17 protein-coding genes and 1 riboswitch are annotated in these 18,457 nt (G+C 47.0%); of the genes, 10 read left to right on the forward strand and 7 right to left on the reverse strand.

Going from position 1 to position 18,457, the window contains the following annotated elements:
• Positions 1 to 91: 91 nt before the first annotated feature.
• From MKY14_RS25475 to MKY14_RS25510, 8 genes are all read left to right on the forward strand, one after another.
• Positions 92 to 1,612, forward strand: a complete 1,521-nt coding sequence (locus MKY14_RS25475) for an MDR family MFS transporter (RefSeq protein WP_036682771.1) — start codon at positions 92 to 94, stop codon at positions 1,610 to 1,612.
• A gap of 5 nt (positions 1,613 to 1,617) precedes the next feature.
• The gene (locus tag MKY14_RS25480; RefSeq protein ID WP_076307950.1) at positions 1,618 to 2,184 is read left to right on the forward strand and encodes a PadR family transcriptional regulator; all 567 of its coding nucleotides are present in this window, start codon (positions 1,618 to 1,620) and stop codon (positions 2,182 to 2,184) included.
• A gap of 90 nt (positions 2,185 to 2,274) precedes the next feature.
• Positions 2,275 to 2,490 (forward strand): hypothetical protein, encoded by a 216-nt coding sequence (locus tag MKY14_RS25485; RefSeq protein WP_076307951.1) that lies wholly within the window; start codon positions 2,275 to 2,277, stop codon positions 2,488 to 2,490.
• Positions 2,491 to 2,542: 52 nt separating this feature from the next.
• Positions 2,543 to 3,520, forward strand: a complete 978-nt coding sequence (locus MKY14_RS25490) for an aldo/keto reductase (RefSeq protein ID WP_076124641.1) — start codon at positions 2,543 to 2,545, stop codon at positions 3,518 to 3,520.
• Between the two features lie 379 nt (positions 3,521 to 3,899).
• The gene (locus MKY14_RS25495) at positions 3,900 to 5,075 is read left to right on the forward strand and encodes a hypothetical protein (RefSeq protein ID WP_076219723.1); all 1,176 of its coding nucleotides are present in this window, start codon (positions 3,900 to 3,902) and stop codon (positions 5,073 to 5,075) included.
• Between the two features lies 1 nt (position 5,076).
• The gene (gene sipW / locus MKY14_RS25500; protein WP_076124645.1) at positions 5,077 to 5,667 is read left to right on the forward strand and encodes a signal peptidase I SipW; all 591 of its coding nucleotides are present in this window, start codon (positions 5,077 to 5,079) and stop codon (positions 5,665 to 5,667) included.
• A 90-nt stretch (positions 5,668 to 5,757) separates the two neighbouring features.
• Positions 5,758 to 6,366: a TasA family protein gene (locus MKY14_RS25505; RefSeq protein ID WP_036682781.1), complete on the forward strand. Its 609-nt coding sequence runs from the start codon at positions 5,758 to 5,760 to the stop codon at positions 6,364 to 6,366.
• Between the two features lie 169 nt (positions 6,367 to 6,535).
• Complete coding sequence (locus tag MKY14_RS25510) at positions 6,536 to 6,865, forward strand: helix-turn-helix domain-containing protein (RefSeq protein WP_036682795.1); 330 nt, start codon at positions 6,536 to 6,538, stop codon at positions 6,863 to 6,865.
• Positions 6,866 to 6,972: 107 nt separating this feature from the next.
• Here the strand turns inward: MKY14_RS25510 and MKY14_RS25515 are convergent, their stop codons facing one another.
• A complete protein-coding gene (locus MKY14_RS25515) occupies positions 6,973 to 7,128 on the reverse strand; it encodes an anti-repressor SinI family protein (protein ID WP_232061118.1) in 156 nt (51 codons plus the stop codon).
• A 27-nt stretch (positions 7,129 to 7,155) separates the two neighbouring features.
• A riboswitch (cyclic di-GMP riboswitch) is annotated at positions 7,156 to 7,240 on the reverse strand.
• A 470-nt stretch (positions 7,241 to 7,710) separates the two neighbouring features.
• Here MKY14_RS25515 and MKY14_RS25520 point away from each other — a divergent pair.
• Entirely contained in the window at positions 7,711 to 10,578 is a 2,868-nt protein-coding gene (locus MKY14_RS25520) for a 2-oxoglutarate dehydrogenase E1 component (protein ID WP_076302313.1), read from the forward strand.
• Between the two features lie 52 nt (positions 10,579 to 10,630).
• Entirely contained in the window at positions 10,631 to 11,917 is a 1,287-nt protein-coding gene (odhB, locus tag MKY14_RS25525; RefSeq protein ID WP_340977633.1) for a 2-oxoglutarate dehydrogenase complex dihydrolipoyllysine-residue succinyltransferase, read from the forward strand.
• Positions 11,918 to 12,271: 354 nt separating this feature from the next.
• Here odhB and MKY14_RS25530 read toward each other — a convergent pair whose 3' ends face one another.
• From MKY14_RS25530 to MKY14_RS25555, 6 genes are all read right to left on the reverse strand, one after another.
• Positions 12,272 to 13,234, reverse strand: coding sequence for a hypothetical protein (locus tag MKY14_RS25530; RefSeq protein ID WP_340977634.1), 963 nt, complete (start codon positions 13,232 to 13,234; stop codon positions 12,272 to 12,274).
• Positions 13,195 to 13,803: an RNA polymerase sigma factor gene (locus tag MKY14_RS25535; protein WP_340977635.1), complete on the reverse strand. Its 609-nt coding sequence runs from the start codon at positions 13,801 to 13,803 to the stop codon at positions 13,195 to 13,197. Before MKY14_RS25535 ends, MKY14_RS25530 begins: the two co-directional genes overlap by 40 nt.
• A gap of 326 nt (positions 13,804 to 14,129) precedes the next feature.
• Positions 14,130 to 15,878 carry a hypothetical protein gene (locus tag MKY14_RS25540; RefSeq protein ID WP_340977636.1) on the reverse strand — a complete coding sequence of 583 codons (1,749 nt, stop codon included), beginning with the start codon at positions 15,876 to 15,878 and terminating at the stop codon, positions 14,130 to 14,132.
• A 28-nt stretch (positions 15,879 to 15,906) separates the two neighbouring features.
• A complete protein-coding gene (locus tag MKY14_RS25545; protein ID WP_340977637.1) occupies positions 15,907 to 16,593 on the reverse strand; it encodes a hypothetical protein in 687 nt (228 codons plus the stop codon).
• The gene (locus tag MKY14_RS25550) at positions 16,593 to 17,543 is read right to left on the reverse strand and encodes a sugar phosphate isomerase/epimerase family protein (RefSeq protein ID WP_340977638.1); all 951 of its coding nucleotides are present in this window, start codon (positions 17,541 to 17,543) and stop codon (positions 16,593 to 16,595) included. The genes MKY14_RS25545 and MKY14_RS25550 overlap by 1 nt, the downstream gene beginning before the upstream one ends.
• A gap of 34 nt (positions 17,544 to 17,577) precedes the next feature.
• Positions 17,578 to 18,450, reverse strand: a complete 873-nt coding sequence (locus MKY14_RS25555) for a carbohydrate ABC transporter permease (protein WP_038568356.1) — start codon at positions 18,448 to 18,450, stop codon at positions 17,578 to 17,580.
• Positions 18,451 to 18,457 lie beyond the last annotated feature (7 nt).

Raw genomic sequence — 18,457 nt, forward strand, 5'->3', positions numbered from 1 at the left:
AAATTTGAATATAATAAATTTTGCTTCTAATTATGAACATTTTTCGAACAGAACTATCACTATCACTATTAAGAAAAAGGAGCTGCGAAGCATGCATACTAAAGAAAGTAATCTTAAACTCGTAGTGGTTGGCCTGCTGCTTGGTATTCTTATGTCCGCAATGGACAATACCATTGTAGCTTCAGCTATGGGAACGATAGTCTCAGATCTTGGCGGTCTGGATAAAATCGTATGGGTCACCTCCGCTTACATGGTAATGGTAATGGCCGGAACCCCTATCTTCGGCAAGCTCTCTGATATGTATGGACGTAAACGTTTCTTCATTTTCGGATTGATTGTATTCCTGATTGGCTCGGCTTTGTGCGGTACTGCCACCAGTATCACACAGCTCAGTATTTACCGTGCCATTCAAGGGATCGGCGGCGGTGCACTAATGCCAATCGCCTTCACCATCGTTTTCGACATTTACCCGCCTGAAAAAAGAGGAAAATTGACCGGTCTCTTTGGAGCCGTCTTCGGAATCTCCAGTGTACTTGGACCTTTACTCGGTGCCTATATTACCGACTATGTTGGTTGGCAGTGGGTATTCTACATTAACCTGCCGCTAGGAATTATTGCCCTGTTCCTGATTGCAACTTCTTATAAGGAGTCGATCTCCCACGCTAAACAGCGCATTGACTGGGGTGGAGCCTTCACTCTGGTTGGCGCGATTATCTGCCTAATGTTCGCTCTGGAACTTGGTGGTAATCAATATGCTTGGGATTCCAGTGCCATCCTTGGCTTATTCGTAGGTTTTGCTGTTCTCTTGCTGGCGTTTATCCTTATTGAGAGAGTAGCTGCTGAACCTGTGATCTCGTTCGCTATGTTCCGCAAACGGTTGTTTGCAACAAGCAGTGTGACCAGCCTATTTTATGGCTCTGCTTTTATCGTAGCTACTATTTACATTCCTATCTTTGTGCAGGGTGTATTTGGCGGCTCAGCTACGAACTCAGGGCTGATCCTTATGCCGATGATGATCGGTACGGTCGTTGGCAGTCAGACCGGGGGGCTGCTTACAACAAAAACCAGCTTCCGCAACATTATGATCCTATCCGCAGTCTGCTTTGTCGCAGGGGTCTACAGCCTAAGCACTTTATCACCAGATACCTCCCGCCTCATGCTTAATGTATTTATGGCTCTGACTGGGTTCGGCGTAGGCTTTTCCTTCTCCGTGCTGAGTATGGCAGCTATCCATAATTTCGATATGCGCCAACGGGGGTCGGCAACATCGACCAGTACCTTCATGCGCTCCCTTGGAATGACGCTGGGAATTACGATCTTCGGGATTATTCAGCGGAATAGCTTTACTAACAGTCTAAGCGATGCTTTTGGCGGTAGTGAACAGTCAGCAGCTTTCGGAGATCCACGCGCTGCGTTAACACCTGAAGCAAGAGCGAAGATCCCTGCTGAAATATTAGAGAAAATATCAAGTGCGTTATCCACCTCTATTGCACAAACCTTTATGTGGGCCTTGATTCCTGCAGTGCTCGGTCTAGTCTTTGTACTGCTCATGCCAAAAGACCGTCTTACCATTCCTGCTAAAGCTGTTCAGGCGTCCGAGGGCAAAAGGTAACCATTATGTCCATGAAATTAGCCATTCTAGGTTTACTGCTGGAGCGGAACATGCATCCCTATGAAATCACATTAGTGATGAAGGAACGTTCCATGGACCGGATCACGAAGCTGCAGATGGGATCACTCTATTATGCTGTGGATAAGCTTGCACAAGATGGTTATATAGAAGCTTTAGAGGTCATCCGCAGCAGTGATCGGCCGGACAAAACAATCTATGCCATAACGGAGCAAGGTAAAGCTTTATTCGAACAGCTTATCCTGCAACAGATTAAGAAAAACGAACCCTTCTATCATCCGATGTATATGGCCCTAGCAATGTCCCGTCATATCGATCAGAGCAAGGTCGAGAGGCTGCTCGAGGAACGCCTCCGGGAAACAGAACATCAGGTTAATCTGGCTTATCAGGTATACGAGGAGCATATCTCCATCGTGCCTCGTTCTGCCCTGCATCTAATGTACGGTACATATGAGCACACCCTGACTGAGCTGAAATGGCTGCAGCGCCTATACGATGATGTTGTAGCGCGCAAGCTAAAAGACATAGGGACACCGTTGAATTTAGAGGCCTAATGGCCTCTTTTTTCTGTTTAAGGGAGGCAAAATACGTTTATTAACGAGCACAATAGCCATTAAATCTCAAAGAAAGGCGAGGCGGTAAAAATGACTCAAGAAAAACATCAGCTGAATAGTGACAAACGGGATCACCCGGAACAATATCCAACAGAAAAAGAAAGTCTATTCGATCTTCATGAAAGTGAGCAGAATGTAGACCCGATTCCGATGGAAGATTTGACGCTGGAAAAGCACGAAGAAAAGAATAAAGAAGAGACCAAACACCGCTCTTCCAGCGACAAAAAATACCATACGGGCTTCTGAGAGTGTACAATATCTACAAGTACGCAATCATAATTTCCAAGGAGGAATCACATTGTTGAAAGCGTTACCTTTAAACAAGCGCGGGATTCCCGCAAGCCGCATTGCTTTAGGCTGCATGGGGCTAGGCGGTGACTGGGACCATGAGCCGATTACTGCGGAGAATGTTAAACAGGGACATGAAGCGGTTGATGCCGCCCTTTCCATCGGCATCAACATGTTTGATCATGCAGATATCTATACTCGTGGGAAGGCGGAGAAGGTATTCGGTCAGATTTTTAAGGATCGTCCAAGACTACGTGAAGAAATCATAATTCAATCTAAATGTGGAATTAAGCTAATGGAGCCTGGAGACAGCACTAATACGTTTGATTTCTCTGGCCAACATATTCTGAACAGTGTAGATGGAATATTGTCACGACTTGGGACCGAATACATTGATATTCTTCTACTGCATAGACCTGATCCCTTAATGGATCCCGAGGAAGTAGCCTCCGCATTACATCAACTGAAGGCCGCTGGTAAGGTTCGTCATTTCGGGGTTTCCAATATGAGCGCCGCTCAGATCAAGCTGCTGCAGACTTATTGCGATGAACCTTTTATCGTAAACCAGCTGCATATGAGCTTGGCTAAGATCAGCTGGGTGGATGCTGGAATCAGTGTAAATCGTGAACCCTGGAAGGATATTATCTTCCCTGAGGGAACCCTTGAACATTGTCGAATGGAGAACATTCAGCTTCAAGCTTGGGGGCCACTCGCCCAAGGTCTATTTAGCGGGCGTTCATTAGAGGATCAACCGGAGAATATCGTCCAAACAGCAGCTATGGTCCAACAGCTCGCAGATGAAAAAGGAACAACACCCGAAGCCATTGTACTGGCTTGGCTAATGACACATCCAGCTGCCATTCAGCCTGTTATTGGAACTGTGAATCCGAAGCGTATTACTGCCTGTGCCGATGCGGACAAGCTGGAGCTTAGCCGTAAAGAATGGTATGACCTGTATGTTAGTTCACGCGGTTCAAAACTTCCGTAACATATACATTTATATTCTCAACTTCATTACTCCGCTTATGCCCGGCTCGCGTTACTACTGCGAGCCGGGTATTTTTTTGCGAATCACTCTAACTTATCGTTCTTTATTGCGAATATATTTAGTAATCGAGCGATATATGGAGTTATTTAGAGATAAATTATCATTTTCGTTCTTTATAGAGTACAAATGCGCGTTATTGGCAGTTTTCTTTTTGATTTATTCCATGTATGATTCATTACAGAAGTTGTTCTTAATAAAGAACGATAATAACGAACCAAAGAAACAGACATTGAGGGGAGGTATTCCTCTGAGACCCAGATCAGCAAGGAGAAGACCTAGAAGAAACAGGAAAATCGGATTACGTATACTGCAATCAGGAATGGCTGTCTCCGTCTTATTTCTATATACCTCGCAGCAAGTTGGTGGTACCTATGGAGGCTTTGGAGCCGCTACGCAAACCACTAGCACGATTAGCTTTTGCGAAGTATTTCCGAATTCGATCAAGGCACTGCTTACAGAGTTCAAAGAGCATGTTAATCGAGCGCTCACTTTAAAAGAATCACTACAGCCCTTTTCCTCATCAGCTAACTACTCGGACGTTTCGGGAATAGAAGGGATGTCGCTGGAAGAGCTTGATGTCGCTGCAGAAGAGATTTCTTCGCAAATAGCGGCGCTTCAATCCCAAATAGATAGCGTTAACGAGCAACTGGCGGCTAACAGCCAAATTTGGAATCAAATCCACAATGAGCTAAGTGCAGCAGCAGCCTTACTCTTCCAGATAGGAGGATATATGACTTCTCTAGATTCCAACTGTCTAGAAATCAAGGACGAGCAATTTTTCAGAGATTTACAAAGCAGCCTAAATCAAAGCGGTGTGATCTCGGAATCCTTGAATGCTTCCTTAAATGGAGTTATTAGTTACCTAACCTCCATACACGATGTCGGTCTTCCATTCGCTTCGGTAGTTACCAGTGATGTTTATGGACAACTTGAATTACGCGAAGGAGAGTTCCCACAGCCACTGCCATTCCTGATTACCTTCACTCAACCAGACGGCGTGATCTCTAGCGACCTCACCTCATCTTATGAAGCTCTAAATACCGAATTGACTAACCATAAAGAATCGGCAACCTCAGGTATCACTACCCTTCAAGATAAACTCCAATTGATCAGTCAGACTCGCGAGCAAAAACTAGAAGAGCTTGAAAAAGCTCGGCTAGAAGAAGAGCAAGCAAAGAAAGAAGAAGAAGCGAAAAAAGAAGAAGAACGTTTGGCTGAGGAGAAAAAGCAACAAGAAGCCGAGGATAAAGCGAAAGCTGAGGCAACCCCTCCAACATCAGGCGAAACTGCTCCGGAAGCCCCAAATAAAGAACAACCTGAAGCCCCAGCCACTGATCCGGTAAAGCCGGAAATTGACGAAGAGCTCACAATTCCAAAAGATGTCCCTCAGCAAGAGGCTCCACAAGAGACGCCAAAGGCGGAAGACAGTACGACTACCCCGCCGGTAGCAACCCAAGCTCCTTCGGACCCTCAACCTGAGAAAGGTGGAGAATAAGATGCGAATTAAAAAAATTATCAATAATACCCTATCGAGCTTAATGCTTGTGATCTTTATTCTGCTGGTGGCAGCCGTAGTGTTATCCAAGGCCTCCGGCGGTGAACCTGCTTTCTTCGGATATGAGATCAAAACCGTACTCTCAGGATCGATGGAACCAGGAATTCAGACAGGCTCAATTGTCGCATTAAAACCCGGAGGGGATATGAATCGTTTCAAACCAGGCGATGTCATCACCTTTAGGAATGAAGATAATCTGCTCATTACTCACCGAATTGTAGAAGCGACCGTCAATAACGCTACTGGTGAAGCTGTTTATCGCACTAAAGGCGATAACAACGACGCGCCCGACATGAACCCTACCAGTTCTGTGAATGTTGTAGCTCAGTATACCGGGGTCACTGTACCCTATGTCGGTTACGCTATGAATTTCGCGGTTTCCAAAGCTGGAAGTGTAGTCCTCATGATCGTGCCTGGCTTGATGCTTCTGCTCTATGCTCTGTATACCTCTTGGAAGGCTGTAGCTGCATTAGAAAAGAAAAATGCTGCCCTACTGCCAGCCTCACCGCCCCCAACAGAAACACAGCCCTAAGTTGATTGTCCACTTCCGCTTACGAACCGGAAGATACAATATATAAATTTTATAAAAAATTCAAACACAAATTTGAGGAGGAATTTTATTATGGGTATCAAGAAAACATTGGGTCTTGGCGTAGCATCTGCAGCACTGGGTTTATCATTAATCGGCGGAGGAACCTTCGCATACTTTAGCGACACTGCGCAAAGCACAGCTACATTCGCAGCGGGCACGCTCGATCTGAACTCCGACCCTTCTGTCATCGTTAATATTCCTAACCTGAAACCAGGTGATACTGTAACTAAATCCTTCAAATTGAAAAACGATGGTTCGCTCGATATCGGATCTATTATTCTGAATACATCGACTCAAATCACGGATGCTAAAGGAGATAACTACCTGGATTTAGCCGAGTTCATTAAAGTTAAATTCCTTAGAAATAATGATAAAGGAGTACCTATCGTCTCTCCTGAAAATGTAGTTTATGAGACTACACTTGCTGCTTTAAAAAGTCAGCATCCGGATCTCGTAAAAAATACAGGTTGGGATCAACTCTTTACCGAAGCATCCGGTATTAAAGCCGGTACCAACGACAGCTTCTCCGTCCAATTCGAATTTGTGGAAAATAACCAAGATCAAAATATTTTCCAAGGCGATAGCTTAACACTGACTTGGGATTTCGTAGCTAAACAAGGTGCGAAAAAAGACTACTAAGATCAATAAAGTAATTTAATAAAATACTCGAAGAGCAGCAGATCCTGAATCCGGCCACGGATAAGCAGATTGCTGCTCTTCTCTTTACAATAAACTTTGTCCGATTTATTGATATTTGCTATACTAATAACAAAAATTACGGAGGGGCGTCAGCATAGTGCCACAGAATATGGGCCAACGTATCCAGCAGCTCCGCCTAGACAAGGGTTTCTCCCTATCTGAGCTTGCGGACAGAGCAGATGTGGCTAAGTCGTATCTTAGCAACGTGGAGAGAAACATCCAATCCAATCCATCCATCCAGTTTATCGAAAAAATCGCTGACGCGCTTCAGGTATCCATTCATGCCCTACTCTATGGAGAACCCAATGATGCAGAGGAATCACATTTAGATTCGGAATGGTTCCGATTGGTGCAGGAAGCTATGGACTCAGGCATTAGCAAACGCGAATTCAAAGAATTTCTGGACTATCAGAAATGGAAGCTCGATCAAAAGGATTAATACTTCCTACTAATCTGGTACGATCCTCTCTTCTACTAAATCATATCGAAAAAGGACACAGCGAAGAACCGCTGTGCCCTTTTTCGATATGTAACCCCTCTAATGTATTACTGCACGATCTGCACAGTTTTCTCATGAAAGAACTGGCGGATTTCATCTGCCTTAATGCCAGCCTTCTTAGCTGCTAATAATAAATGTACCCACTCTTGATCCAGATCAATAAACTGCTGTTCTCTGTTGCTACCCTGGTTGGACTTTTCCAAAAAATCTCCCCCTAAGATTTTACGTCCCCAGGCAATCCGGCTGTCATAGTATCTCTACCTTAGACCCGCGACTTTGTGCCCCTGCCTTTCGGCAAGTTTACCTTTTACTGGACCCTTTTCACGAAAGGATCTACTTAAAAAACTATAAAATTACTATCTGCAATAACATTATACAAAAAGAAAGCGGAAAAGTGTGTCGATTCCTGGTTACTTTCTATTTTAAAAACGAAAAATAAAAGATTTTTTTTCAAAGATCTTGTCCGATTATCACGATACTCGTCCGTTACATAAAATAAATTGTACTAGCAAAATAAATATTTACTGACCTAATAGTTAAAAATAAGGATAATAGAATCATTTTAATAGGCCTTTAGAATGGGTAATGAGAAGAAACACCCTTCTTTTCATTAGAACAAGCTAACCCATACCATTTTGCGAACGTATTGGACGAAAGAATGAATTGATTACAGTGGCCGAAAGTAGCACAATAAGATGAGAAATGAAACCGCAATCATCACAGCTCCAGTAAGCGTTGACACAAAATGTCACGTATGGAGTTCATCCGTTAAGGAGGATGTATTCATGGCAGCCAAAGAGCCCTATAACGAATCCATTTGGAGTAAGTATTACGGACCCAATTTAGGCTACATTCAAGAAAGATATGAACAGTTTGTGAAAGATCCCTCCACCGTAGAAAATAATTATCGCGAGCTTTTTACAAATTCGGGACCTCCTCCCCTAACTCCGGATAGCGAACCGGCTCCTCAGCCGCGCATCTCGGGAGACACCGAATGGCTTAGAAAAGCAGTAAGAGCTTCCAAGCTAATCGCCAATATTCGTATATATGGCCATATGGCCGCTGAAATTGATCCGCTGGTACGCGATCAGAATCCCATGGCAAAATATCTTGAGCTTGAAACCTATGGGCTGACCCGCGAAGACCTGATCGCACTGCCTGCCACGCTTATATGGGAAAATGCGCCGAATGATGTGCATACCGGATGGGATGCCGTGCAACGTATGCGTCAGGCATACACCAAGACTATCGCCTATGAATTCGGGCATGTGCATGAAGAAAAAGAACTGCAATGGCTAAATAGACAGGCAGAATCCACCAGCTCACCAGCACCCCTAAATAATACAGAACGCAAAGAGCTCCTGAACCGCCTGATTCAGGTAGAGCAATTTGAAACCTTCCTCCACAAGACTTTTGTAGGTCAGAAGCGTTTCAGTCTTGAAGGCAATGATGCTCTTGTGCCGATGTTAGATGAAATCGTACGTGCTGCTGCACATGACGGTGCGGAGCATATTTTGATGGGCATGGCGCATCGCGGCCGCCTCAACGTTCTTGCACATATTTTGGGCAAACCTTATGATATCATATTTTCAGAGTTTCATCATTCTCCGAACAAGGAGCTTTTCCCTTCCGAAGGCTCCACAGGCATTAACTATGGTTGGACAGGTGATGTGAAATACCATCTCGGTGCAGACCGTGCTGTCCGTGAAGGAGAAACCGTACGCACAAGAATAACACTAGCGAATAACCCAAGTCACTTGGAATTCGTCAATCCTGTCGTGGAAGGTTTCACTCGTGCCGCACAAGAAGATCGGAGCACTGCAGGACTGCCGAAGATTGATACCAGTAAAGCTATGGCGGTGCTGATGCATGGCGATGCTGCTTTTCCAGGTGAAGGAATTGTTGCAGAAACGCTTAATATCGGCAAACTTCAAGGTTATCAAAATGGTGGGACGATCCATATCATTGTTAATAACCGAATTGGTTTTACGACTGAAAGTGAAGATTCCCGTTCTACGCATTATGCGAGTGACATCGCCAAAGGGTATGAAATCCCAATAGTCCATGTCAACGCTGATGACCCAGAGGCCTGCGTAGCAGCTGTACGTTTAGCTAGCGCATACCGCCATCAATTCAAAAAAGATTTCGTAATTGATCTCATCGGCTACCGCCGTCATGGTCACAACGAAATGGATGATCCTGAAACCACACAACCTATTGTCTACGGTAAGGTTCGCAATCATCCAACCGTCTACAAGGTTTATGCAGAGAGACTGAAAAACGAAAAGGTTCTTACCGCCGAAGACGTACAAAAGATGAATGCTGAAGCAGAAAGCGTATTGCAGCGTGCGTACGATACTATGAAGGAAGGCAATCATAAGAAAAAAGAACCCAAAGCCTTCATTCCTCTACAAACGGACCGCGCAGCGGCAAACACTACAGCGGTATCCATCTCCAGCCTGCAGGAGATCAATCGTGAACTGTTGACGGTTCCTGCTGGATTCCAGGTTTATCCGAAGCTGGAGCGCATTTTACAACGTCGTAAAGATGCACTGAATGAGGGTGAAAAGGTCGACTGGGCACTAGCTGAAACATTAGCCTTCGCTACCATTCTGAAAAATGGAACGCCCATCCGACTGAGCGGTCAAGATGCCCAGCGCGGAACCTTCGCACATCGCCATCTGGTGCTGCACGACAGTAAAACAGGAGATTTATTCTCTCCGCTGCATCAGCTAAGCGATTCCCGTGCCTCCTTTGGCGTATACAACAGTCCATTGTCAGAGGCATCAGTATTAGGCTTTGAATATGGTTATAATGTGTTTGCACCGGAAACCTTCGTAATCTGGGAAGCACAGTATGGTGATTTCGCCAATGCGGGTCAGGTTATTTTTGACCAGTTCATTGCCGCTGGACGCGCCAAATGGACACAGCGCAGCAATCTCGTCATCATGCTGCCGCATGGCTACGAAGGACAGGGACCTGAGCACTCCAGCGGTAGGCTGGAACGGTTCTTACAGCTATCCGCTGAGGAGAACTGGACGGTCGCTAACCTGACTACCGCTTCGCAATATTTCCATCTGCTGCGGCGCCAAGCAGCGTTATGCGGGCAGGAAGATGCTAGACCGCTAGTCATTATGACGCCGAAAAGTCTCATTCGGAATACGCGCAGCACTTCTGCCGGAACCGAGCTGGCTTCAGGACAATTCAAGCCTGTATTAGCTGAATCTTTGCTTGGCCAGAAACCAAATGAAGTTAAACGGCTCGTAGTCTGCAGCGGTAAAGTCGCTATCGACATCCAAACAGAACTGGAAGCAGCACCGGATAAGGATTGGTCATGGCTGCATGTTCTTCGCCTAGAGCAGCTTTATCCGTTCCCGGAACAGGAGCTAAGCGAACATTTAAACTCCTTCAGCTCCCTTCAGGAAATTGTCTGGGTGCAAGAAGAGCCGAAAAATATGGGCGGCTGGAGCTATAGTGAGCCTCGGTTACGCGCCATCGCACCGAAAAATGCCGGCGTAAGATATATCGGCCGTCCGGAACGTTCCAGCCCGGCCAGTGGTTATGCAGATGTTCATAGCTTCGAACAGCGTAGAATTGTAACAGAAGCCCTAAAATCAAATTCGAACGTACAAGCGGCTGTACCGTCCTCTTAAGAGGGCGGTATCACAATAGCGTAAACCATTATGTTTGGGGAGGAAACGGCCTGTGTCAGAAATCTTAGTACCCGATCTGGGAGAATCCATATCCGAAGGAACCATCTACAAATGGCTGGTTAAAGAAGGCGACACGGTAGGTCAAGGCGACGTGCTTGCTGAGCTGGAAACGGATAAAGTCAATCTGGAAATTAGTGCAGAGGTGGAGGGTGTCATCTCCACCATCCTGCGTCAAGCGGGCGAGAACGTAGCCGTTGGCGAAGCCATCGGCATCATTGGAGCCGCAAGCGGCAGTACGCCGCGGGGTGCTGAAAGCGAAGCCGAAGCGCCTAAAGCGGCTCCGGCAGGCGGCAACGCAGTAGAAGCCGCCGCGCCTGTAGCTGCGCCCGAAGTGCCTGCAGCAGGTGGCGACAGCCATGCTGCATTGGCATCGCCGGGCGCACGCAAGCTGGCACGGGAGCGCGGCATCGACCTCGGCGAGGTTAGCGCCCGTGATCCTATCGGCCGGATTGGTCAGGCCGATGTGTCCGGTCATGGTGCAGCAGCGCCGCAGGCCGCTGCACCGGTAGCTCCGGCGCCGCAAGGCAAGCCGGAACCAGCGAAGCCGGCAGCGGGCAAAGCCACGCCGGACGAGGGCAAAAACGTGGAGCGCAAGCGCATGTCGCGCAGACGGCTCACGATTGCCAGCCGCTTGGTCGAAGCGCAGCAGACCGCGGCTATGCTTACCACCTTCAACGAGGTGGACATGACAGCGATCCTCGACATCCGCAAGCGCCGCAAGGATGCATTTAAAGAGAAACATGAAGTTGGACTAGGCTTCATGTCCTTCTTCACCAAAGCCGTGATCGGTGCGCTTAAAACCTATCCACTGCTAAACGCCGAAATCGACGGTGAAGATCTGGTCGTTAAGAAATTCTACGACATCGGTATTGCTGTTGCAGCGAAAGAAGGACTTGTAGTTCCCGTAGTCCGTGATGCGGATCGGCTCAGCTTCCCGGAAATCGAGCGCCAGATTGGCGAGCTCGCTTCCAAAGCACGTGCCAATACGCTCAGCCTCTCCGAGCTGCAAGGCGGAACATTCACCATCACCAACGGTGGCGTATTCGGCTCCTTGTTATCGACACCGATTCTGAATACACCACAGGTGGGTATTCTAGGGATGCATAAGATCCAACTGCGTCCGATCGCGCTGGACGAAGAAAGAACCGTAAACCGTCCAATGATGTACATCGCCCTTTCCTATGATCACCGGATCGTTGACGGCTCTGAAGCGGTAAGCTTCCTGGTCAAAGTGAAGGAATTGCTGGAAGATCCGGAAGCACTACTGCTAGAAGGCTAACGCTCTTCGAATTTTCGAAGATATAAGAATATTAAGAAGGTATCCCTACAGCTCTCGCTTTGGGGATACCTTCTTTTATATCTGAATCCAATTGCTGCCTTCCCTGCATACGATTTAACTGTATTTTATACACTTATTTATTTCTGATCCGCTCATAGCCTCTTCTCTAATTGCATTCTCTACAACTAAAATCCGTAAAAACGTCTATTTCCACTAATCTAACCAGTAATAGCTGCATCAAGTACAACTAAAGGGCCTATATACAGCTATTGGTGAACTTTAATTGCACATAATACAACTAACTTAGCGCATGCACCTACTAACTACTAACTTCAAACCTCAAACTTCAAAACTCTACTTCAATAGCTCCTCAGCCAGCTGTAAAAATTGCTCCTGGGTCAAAATCTTATCTCCATAGCTGGTGAGTGTATAATACGCATCCTGCTTCTCGTTATACCAGTTCAGATAATCATAGCTGACTTCTTCCCTTACTACCTTGTTATAGATAACTTCTGTCCCTGCAACTGTGAGCTTATTAACTTGATTCTCAGGCGTTTGTTCCACGAAAACCTTGCCGCCATGCATGAGCGTTGCTGAGATCCCTATAAAAGCATTGTTCTTCGAATAAGTTACACTTAGCGCCCCTGGCTCGGACCACGGTATAGCCTTCATAAACAAATTGCGGGTCCCCTTGTCCTTATTTGCCTGAGCGGTAAGATCATTTAATGTTTCCTTATACAGAGAACCTGGCTTAGCTGTATCCGTAGTCGGAGAATTAGGATGGATTACACCATATTTAAAAGCGTACCCCGCTGCCGTTTTGGGAAGCATTGGCGCCCCTGTTCTTTTGATTTCTTTTAAAAAATCAGAATACGCATCTATCCGCTGCTCTTTATACTTAAACTGCAATTCTGTCGCCAAGCCTGCTGCACCTGCTTTATTTTTCACAAGATAAGCGATCAATTCACCCGGTTTAGCGAACTCTTCTGCTTGCTGCGCATATTTATCATAAGAAGCATTTTCTGCAGATTCAGTCGGCGCAACATGTTGGACCTTCACTACTCCTTCACTATTGCGGATTTGGATATATTCAGACGCAGCATACGCAGTCACAGAAATCAGCAGAAACAGCGTTAACATACTGGCCACTGCTGTTGTTTTATTCATCACCCTCAGCGAGAACGATCGCTTTCGACCTGTTATGCCAGTAATACGCCCCATGACCTTCTCTTCTACATCTACCTCATCCAAAAGTTCATTGCCCGCCGAGGCATAAATTATATCTTGGTATTCATTGCTGATTTTGTTTCTTTCCATATGATCTCCTCCTCTGACTTCATAGCTTCCTGAACCTTTAGCTTGATCCGATTCATTCTTTTAGTTAGCGCATTGGGACTGACCCCTAGAATCTCACTTATCTCAGCATAAGTTTGTTCCTCAAATACCCGCAGAATAAGCATGTTTCTCTCCTCAAGCGACAATCGCGCTAAAGCTGCAGACAATGAAGGACTGTACAACCGAGCATCCAGCTCCTGTTCAGGACTTGCAGACAGTACTTCCGGACGAAAAATACGCATGACTTGCTTATGCAGACGACGCCTGCGCAGCAGATTTAAGCAATGATGATATGCGATACGATAGAGCCATGCCGAGAAATGCATTTGCGATTTGTATTGCCGGATAGATTGATAACCCTTTACCAAAATATCCTGAACCGCGTCCTCCGCATCCTGCTTGTTTTCTAACAAACGATAGCAATATCGATAGATCGGCTTTTGGAATGACCTGACAATTAAAGCATACTGCTCGGAATCTCCCTTTTGAATCCTAACGATTAGCTCTTCCAACTCTGTCGAGTCTAGCGAATCCTGTGGCGATGTAAGCACCTCCTTAACCTTTATATCTCTATAACACTTGACCACCGAAAAAAGTGCCTATGTAAACCAAACTAAAGGAAATTTTATAAAAGCTGACAGTCACGGCTTCGGAGAATGTCTGAATCACTGACTGCTGGTGTCCCCGGATTTCTTACTTATACCATTATGCACGGTTAAAATCTGGTGAGTCTATGCTTAGCAAATGCATAACAAAACCTCCCATTAGACCTGATAACTCCAGGTTTGCTTCTAATGGAAGGTTTTTTAATAAGGCTTATTATTCTAAGACTGAGGTGTAACGTCAACGTCTGCTAAATTGTAAATTGTTGCAAAGGTTACTCTCTTATCATGGAAGGAGATAGAGTGATCGTAATCGTCTTATCGAACGGGGTCATAAAATTGACCAACACCGCCTTGCAGTTATCCTGCAGCTTCGCCTCACGCACCGTAGCCGCCAGATGGCCAAGCTCGCCCCCTGTCAGTTCAATCCAGTCCTCTTCACAACTATAGCGGAGGTTACCGCCGTTCCAGAGATAATGGTCCTCTCCGACAGCCTGCAATTCACCCGATGTGAAACATCCTTCCCGTCCAAAAATAAAAGACAGCTGAGTCATAACCTCTGTAGGTTCCTCAGCATGCAACCGGAGGGTCCACCCTCTGTCCGTGCGTTGAACCTCCGTCTCCACACGGAATGTCTGTTCATGCGTAAGTGCGCGGCTCTGATGCGGTAGCAGATACCAAGGGCTTACCGGCTCCCCAGATGTTTGCGGAAGCAGTTCACCTTCTACAGGACCGTAATAACCCTTCTTTTGTTCTCCTGACAGGTGGTATCCGTCAGGTAGTTTGATCATTTTCTGCATCGGGACATATCCCGGATTAAAGTAAGAAGCCAGCTGCACTGCAAGCAGCCTGACAGCACCGTGACGGAGTGCAAAAAAAGACGGCGTCTCTGTGATTAAGGTCACGCTAGTGTTCCCGTCCCTGTAACGCGCAACCGGTGCTCCGAAATCAGTATGCAGCCGGCTGTGGTAAATTCGCCCTTGATGGCCGGACTTCTCCATATCCTGCAGATAGCCGTGTCGCGGAAAATCGCCGTTCAGTATTTTCTCATATTTTACAGGCAGAGCTGCCGAATCTTCAAAAGGTTGCTGAAGCTCCGGCTCCAGCAGCATACGTACAAGTACGTTGACAGAGCAGACCCCCGGATTTTCCAGTGCTCTGCCTGCCCATTCGGCCATCCCCGCAAACAATGGCTCCTTATCGGAACGGGCCAGAATAGCGTACGGTAAATAATATGGAGACAGGTCGTGAAAGCTCCCCAGATCCTGGCGCCCAGAATAATCGGTCACAACTTCGCCCTTAGGATGCACCAAATAGACCATCATGTGTAAATTCAGACGAACTGGCTCCAGCAACTGCGGCCGATCCAGCAGACGAGCGGCATGAATCAGCATGATGTCGCTGACCGCACTATAAATACCGTTGCTGCGCTCCGTCCATTCTCCATCAGGTGTAATATCCATCCCTTCCGCCAACCACTGTTCCGCCCGATGGACAGCCTCCTCCAGTCCGAACAGTTCATGCAGAAATCCCAGTGCTGCACACAATACCCAACGGTGGTTCGGCGTGTGACAGCCCCCTGTAAGCATGACGGGAATAGTTCGCTTAAGAAACAAGAGCATATTATCAAGCACCTGTTGCAGTGGCGCCCAATCCTGCGACGCCAACAGTTGGTATAGCTGAGCATAGCCGACGATGACAAAGGCTGTATCCGGGGGAGAATGATAGTTCGTCCAGCCCGGAGAGATCGAGCCATCCTCATGTTGTGCACGCAGCACGAACTCCGTCGCCAGCAGCAGGCGGGCCAGCAGCAGCTCATCACGGTAGAATGCGGAATCCGGGTTAACCAGAGCCGCTCCCCAATAACACATATCGGTTGGTGTGCCGGTCGTATGATTAACCCAGGCAACGCCAGTACCCGGATCTATTGTCCCTCCATAATAGCGGCTCGTCGGATCAAGCACCTGCCGGGATAATCCCTCCACTGCCGCTCTATCATTACTGGCTACCAGTTGCTTATACATTATACTTCCCTCCTTGTTAACAATCTGCTCAATGTCTGGGTGGTAACAGGAGCTGAAGCCGCGCCAGCTCTTGTCGGATACGGTCAGGAATTTCCGTGATCAGTTGATTCCAAGAAACGAACAATTCCTCCCGGTCCGCATATTCCCAGCACGAATAGGACAGGGAAGGCGTGAACCCGCAGGTTTGCAGATAACGGTGGACAAGACGGTCAGTTTCTCCATCGGACGCCAGAATGCCGTGAAAAAAGTCGCCATAAATCAGACCCTCCGCACCTGCTCTATCCTGTGTACTGGATGCGAATCCCGGTAACAGCTCAAAGACTTCAGGGAACGGGGCAAGAGCATGCTTGCCGGGTTGGACATATAGATCTACCCGTGTCCCGCTTAGATTGCTGCCCCCGCGCAGCAGCGCTTTAAGGAATTTCCCGTGAAAGCTCGCTTCGGCATCCACCACTTCCCCGTCTCTACCGATATAAACCCACACATGCTCCAGATCATATAAATGCTGAATATCATAATCGTAATAAATCGCGTATTCTACAACGGTCAACACATCCGGATGGTTCACAGCTAGACGGCGCCGGAAGGAAGGAGACTCCCCCTCCTGCCGCAACACCGTTATACCGAGACGTACCGGAAAAAATGGCTCGTTCTGATCGAATAATAAGCGCGGAGCATACTTCATAGCTAACCTACGGTCTTCATCGTTCAACATCAGACCTGCCCTCTACGCGCCAACTTGGCCATAAGCAGCCGATGACTTTCAGCAATTTCTTCCGGCTGGCAAGCTGCCTTCAGCTCATACACCTTGACCCGCGCCCGTTCAATCATCGGCAGATAAGCATCATAGAATTCCATATTCCCGCTGTTTACATAAGGGCACCAGTGATCAGACAGACCGATGGTCTCATGAATGTGAACACCTACAATATCATCCATCAGACCTTCCATTTCCCCCACACTGTCGTACAAACCCAAACGGTCCATCATAATGGCATGCCCGGTGTCATACCATATGCCCACAGGCGCTCCTTTTAGCGCCTTAATAATCGTTTTGGCTTCCGCAAGCGTCGGAATCTGCTGCGGTTTGGAACGTGTTTCGATACCAAAGCGTACGTTTAGCCCCTCAGAAACTGCCCGGTTACATACTTCATCTAGGCTTTCAATAATTTTCTGCACATAGCCGGCGCTATAGGCTTCCCGCCGCTCCATCAGTTCCGCCCATTTGCTGCGATAAGCGTTAGAATCTCTACCCTCTCCGTTATAAATCTGCTCCAGCTCTTTGCTGATATCATTTGGAAAGGGTACCTCACCGGGATGCACAACAACAGCCTCTCCTCCGTAACGCTGAGCGTACTTAGCCGAGCCAATCAGCAGCTCAATCGCCCGCTGCCGCTTCTCCTCATCCTCAAAACCTAGCAGCACGGAATCTGTGCCATAATCGGAGTCCTGCATATGCGGGAAGGTGTTGTGGACACTGGAGATCCCCATCTCCCCCCGCTCAAGCATCGGCTCGATCGTTTCCAGCATTTCCTTAGTCACATTATAGTTCAGCTCCACTCGCTGAAAGCCCAGATCGCGGATTTCCCGCAGCATTTCACTGCCGATGGAATGACGCTTAATGTTCCAGCAAGTTGAGAACGAAAATATGCCTTTGTCCTCCATAATTATGTTCTCCTCCCTTGTTACAGCTTACGGTTCAACCTTTTACGGCACCAAGCATTACACCGCTGACAAAATATTTCTGCAGCCATGGATATACGGCAAGGATCGGTACTGTTGCAAAGATAACGGTGGCCGCTTTTAGGCTCTCTGGTGTCAGTGGGGTCCGGTTGGCACCTTCCATTTGTGTCAGTTCGGATACCATGTTGTTCTGCACCATCTGGAACAGCTTGAGCTGGAGCGGATACAAATCCGGATTATTGATATACATCAAAGAATCCTGAAAGCCGTTCCACCTTCCCACTGCGTAGAAAAGCGCCAATGTGGCCATAACCGGCATGGATAGCGGCAATATAATACTCATCAGGGTACGAAGATGGGAACTGCCATCGATTTCGGCCGATTCCTCCAGGCTGGCAGGGATGTTATTGAAAAAGGAGATCAGGATAATCAGGTTAAAGGGGCTGACCAGACCTGGCAGGATAAGCGACCAGACCGAATTAATCAAATGCAAATCACGGATCAACAAATATTCAGGAATAATACCGCCGCTGAAAAACATAGTGATAACGATCAGATACATAAAAAATTTACGGCCCTTCAATTTTCTTTTGGTCAGCGGATAAGCTGCTGCGACAGTGAAAAGCATACACAGCACCGTTGTGGCAAACGTCAGAATAACCGTAAAGACAAGAGAGCGGATCATCGCATTATTGGAAAAAACATTAATGTATGCATTCCAGTTCAATTCAATGGGGAAAATCGTTACTTCTCCAGAAGTAATTGCCCGGTTGGAACTAAGCGACACGGCAATCACATGCAAAAACGGAGCCAAGCAGAACAAAACGAACAAGGCAACAAACGTTATATTGACGATATCGAATATCCGGTTTGAGGTACGTTCACTCATAGCACTC

The organism is Paenibacillus sp. FSL R5-0887 (assembly GCF_038002305.1).
Lineage (GTDB): Bacteria > Bacillota > Bacilli > Paenibacillales > Paenibacillaceae > Paenibacillus_AQ > Paenibacillus_AQ odorifer.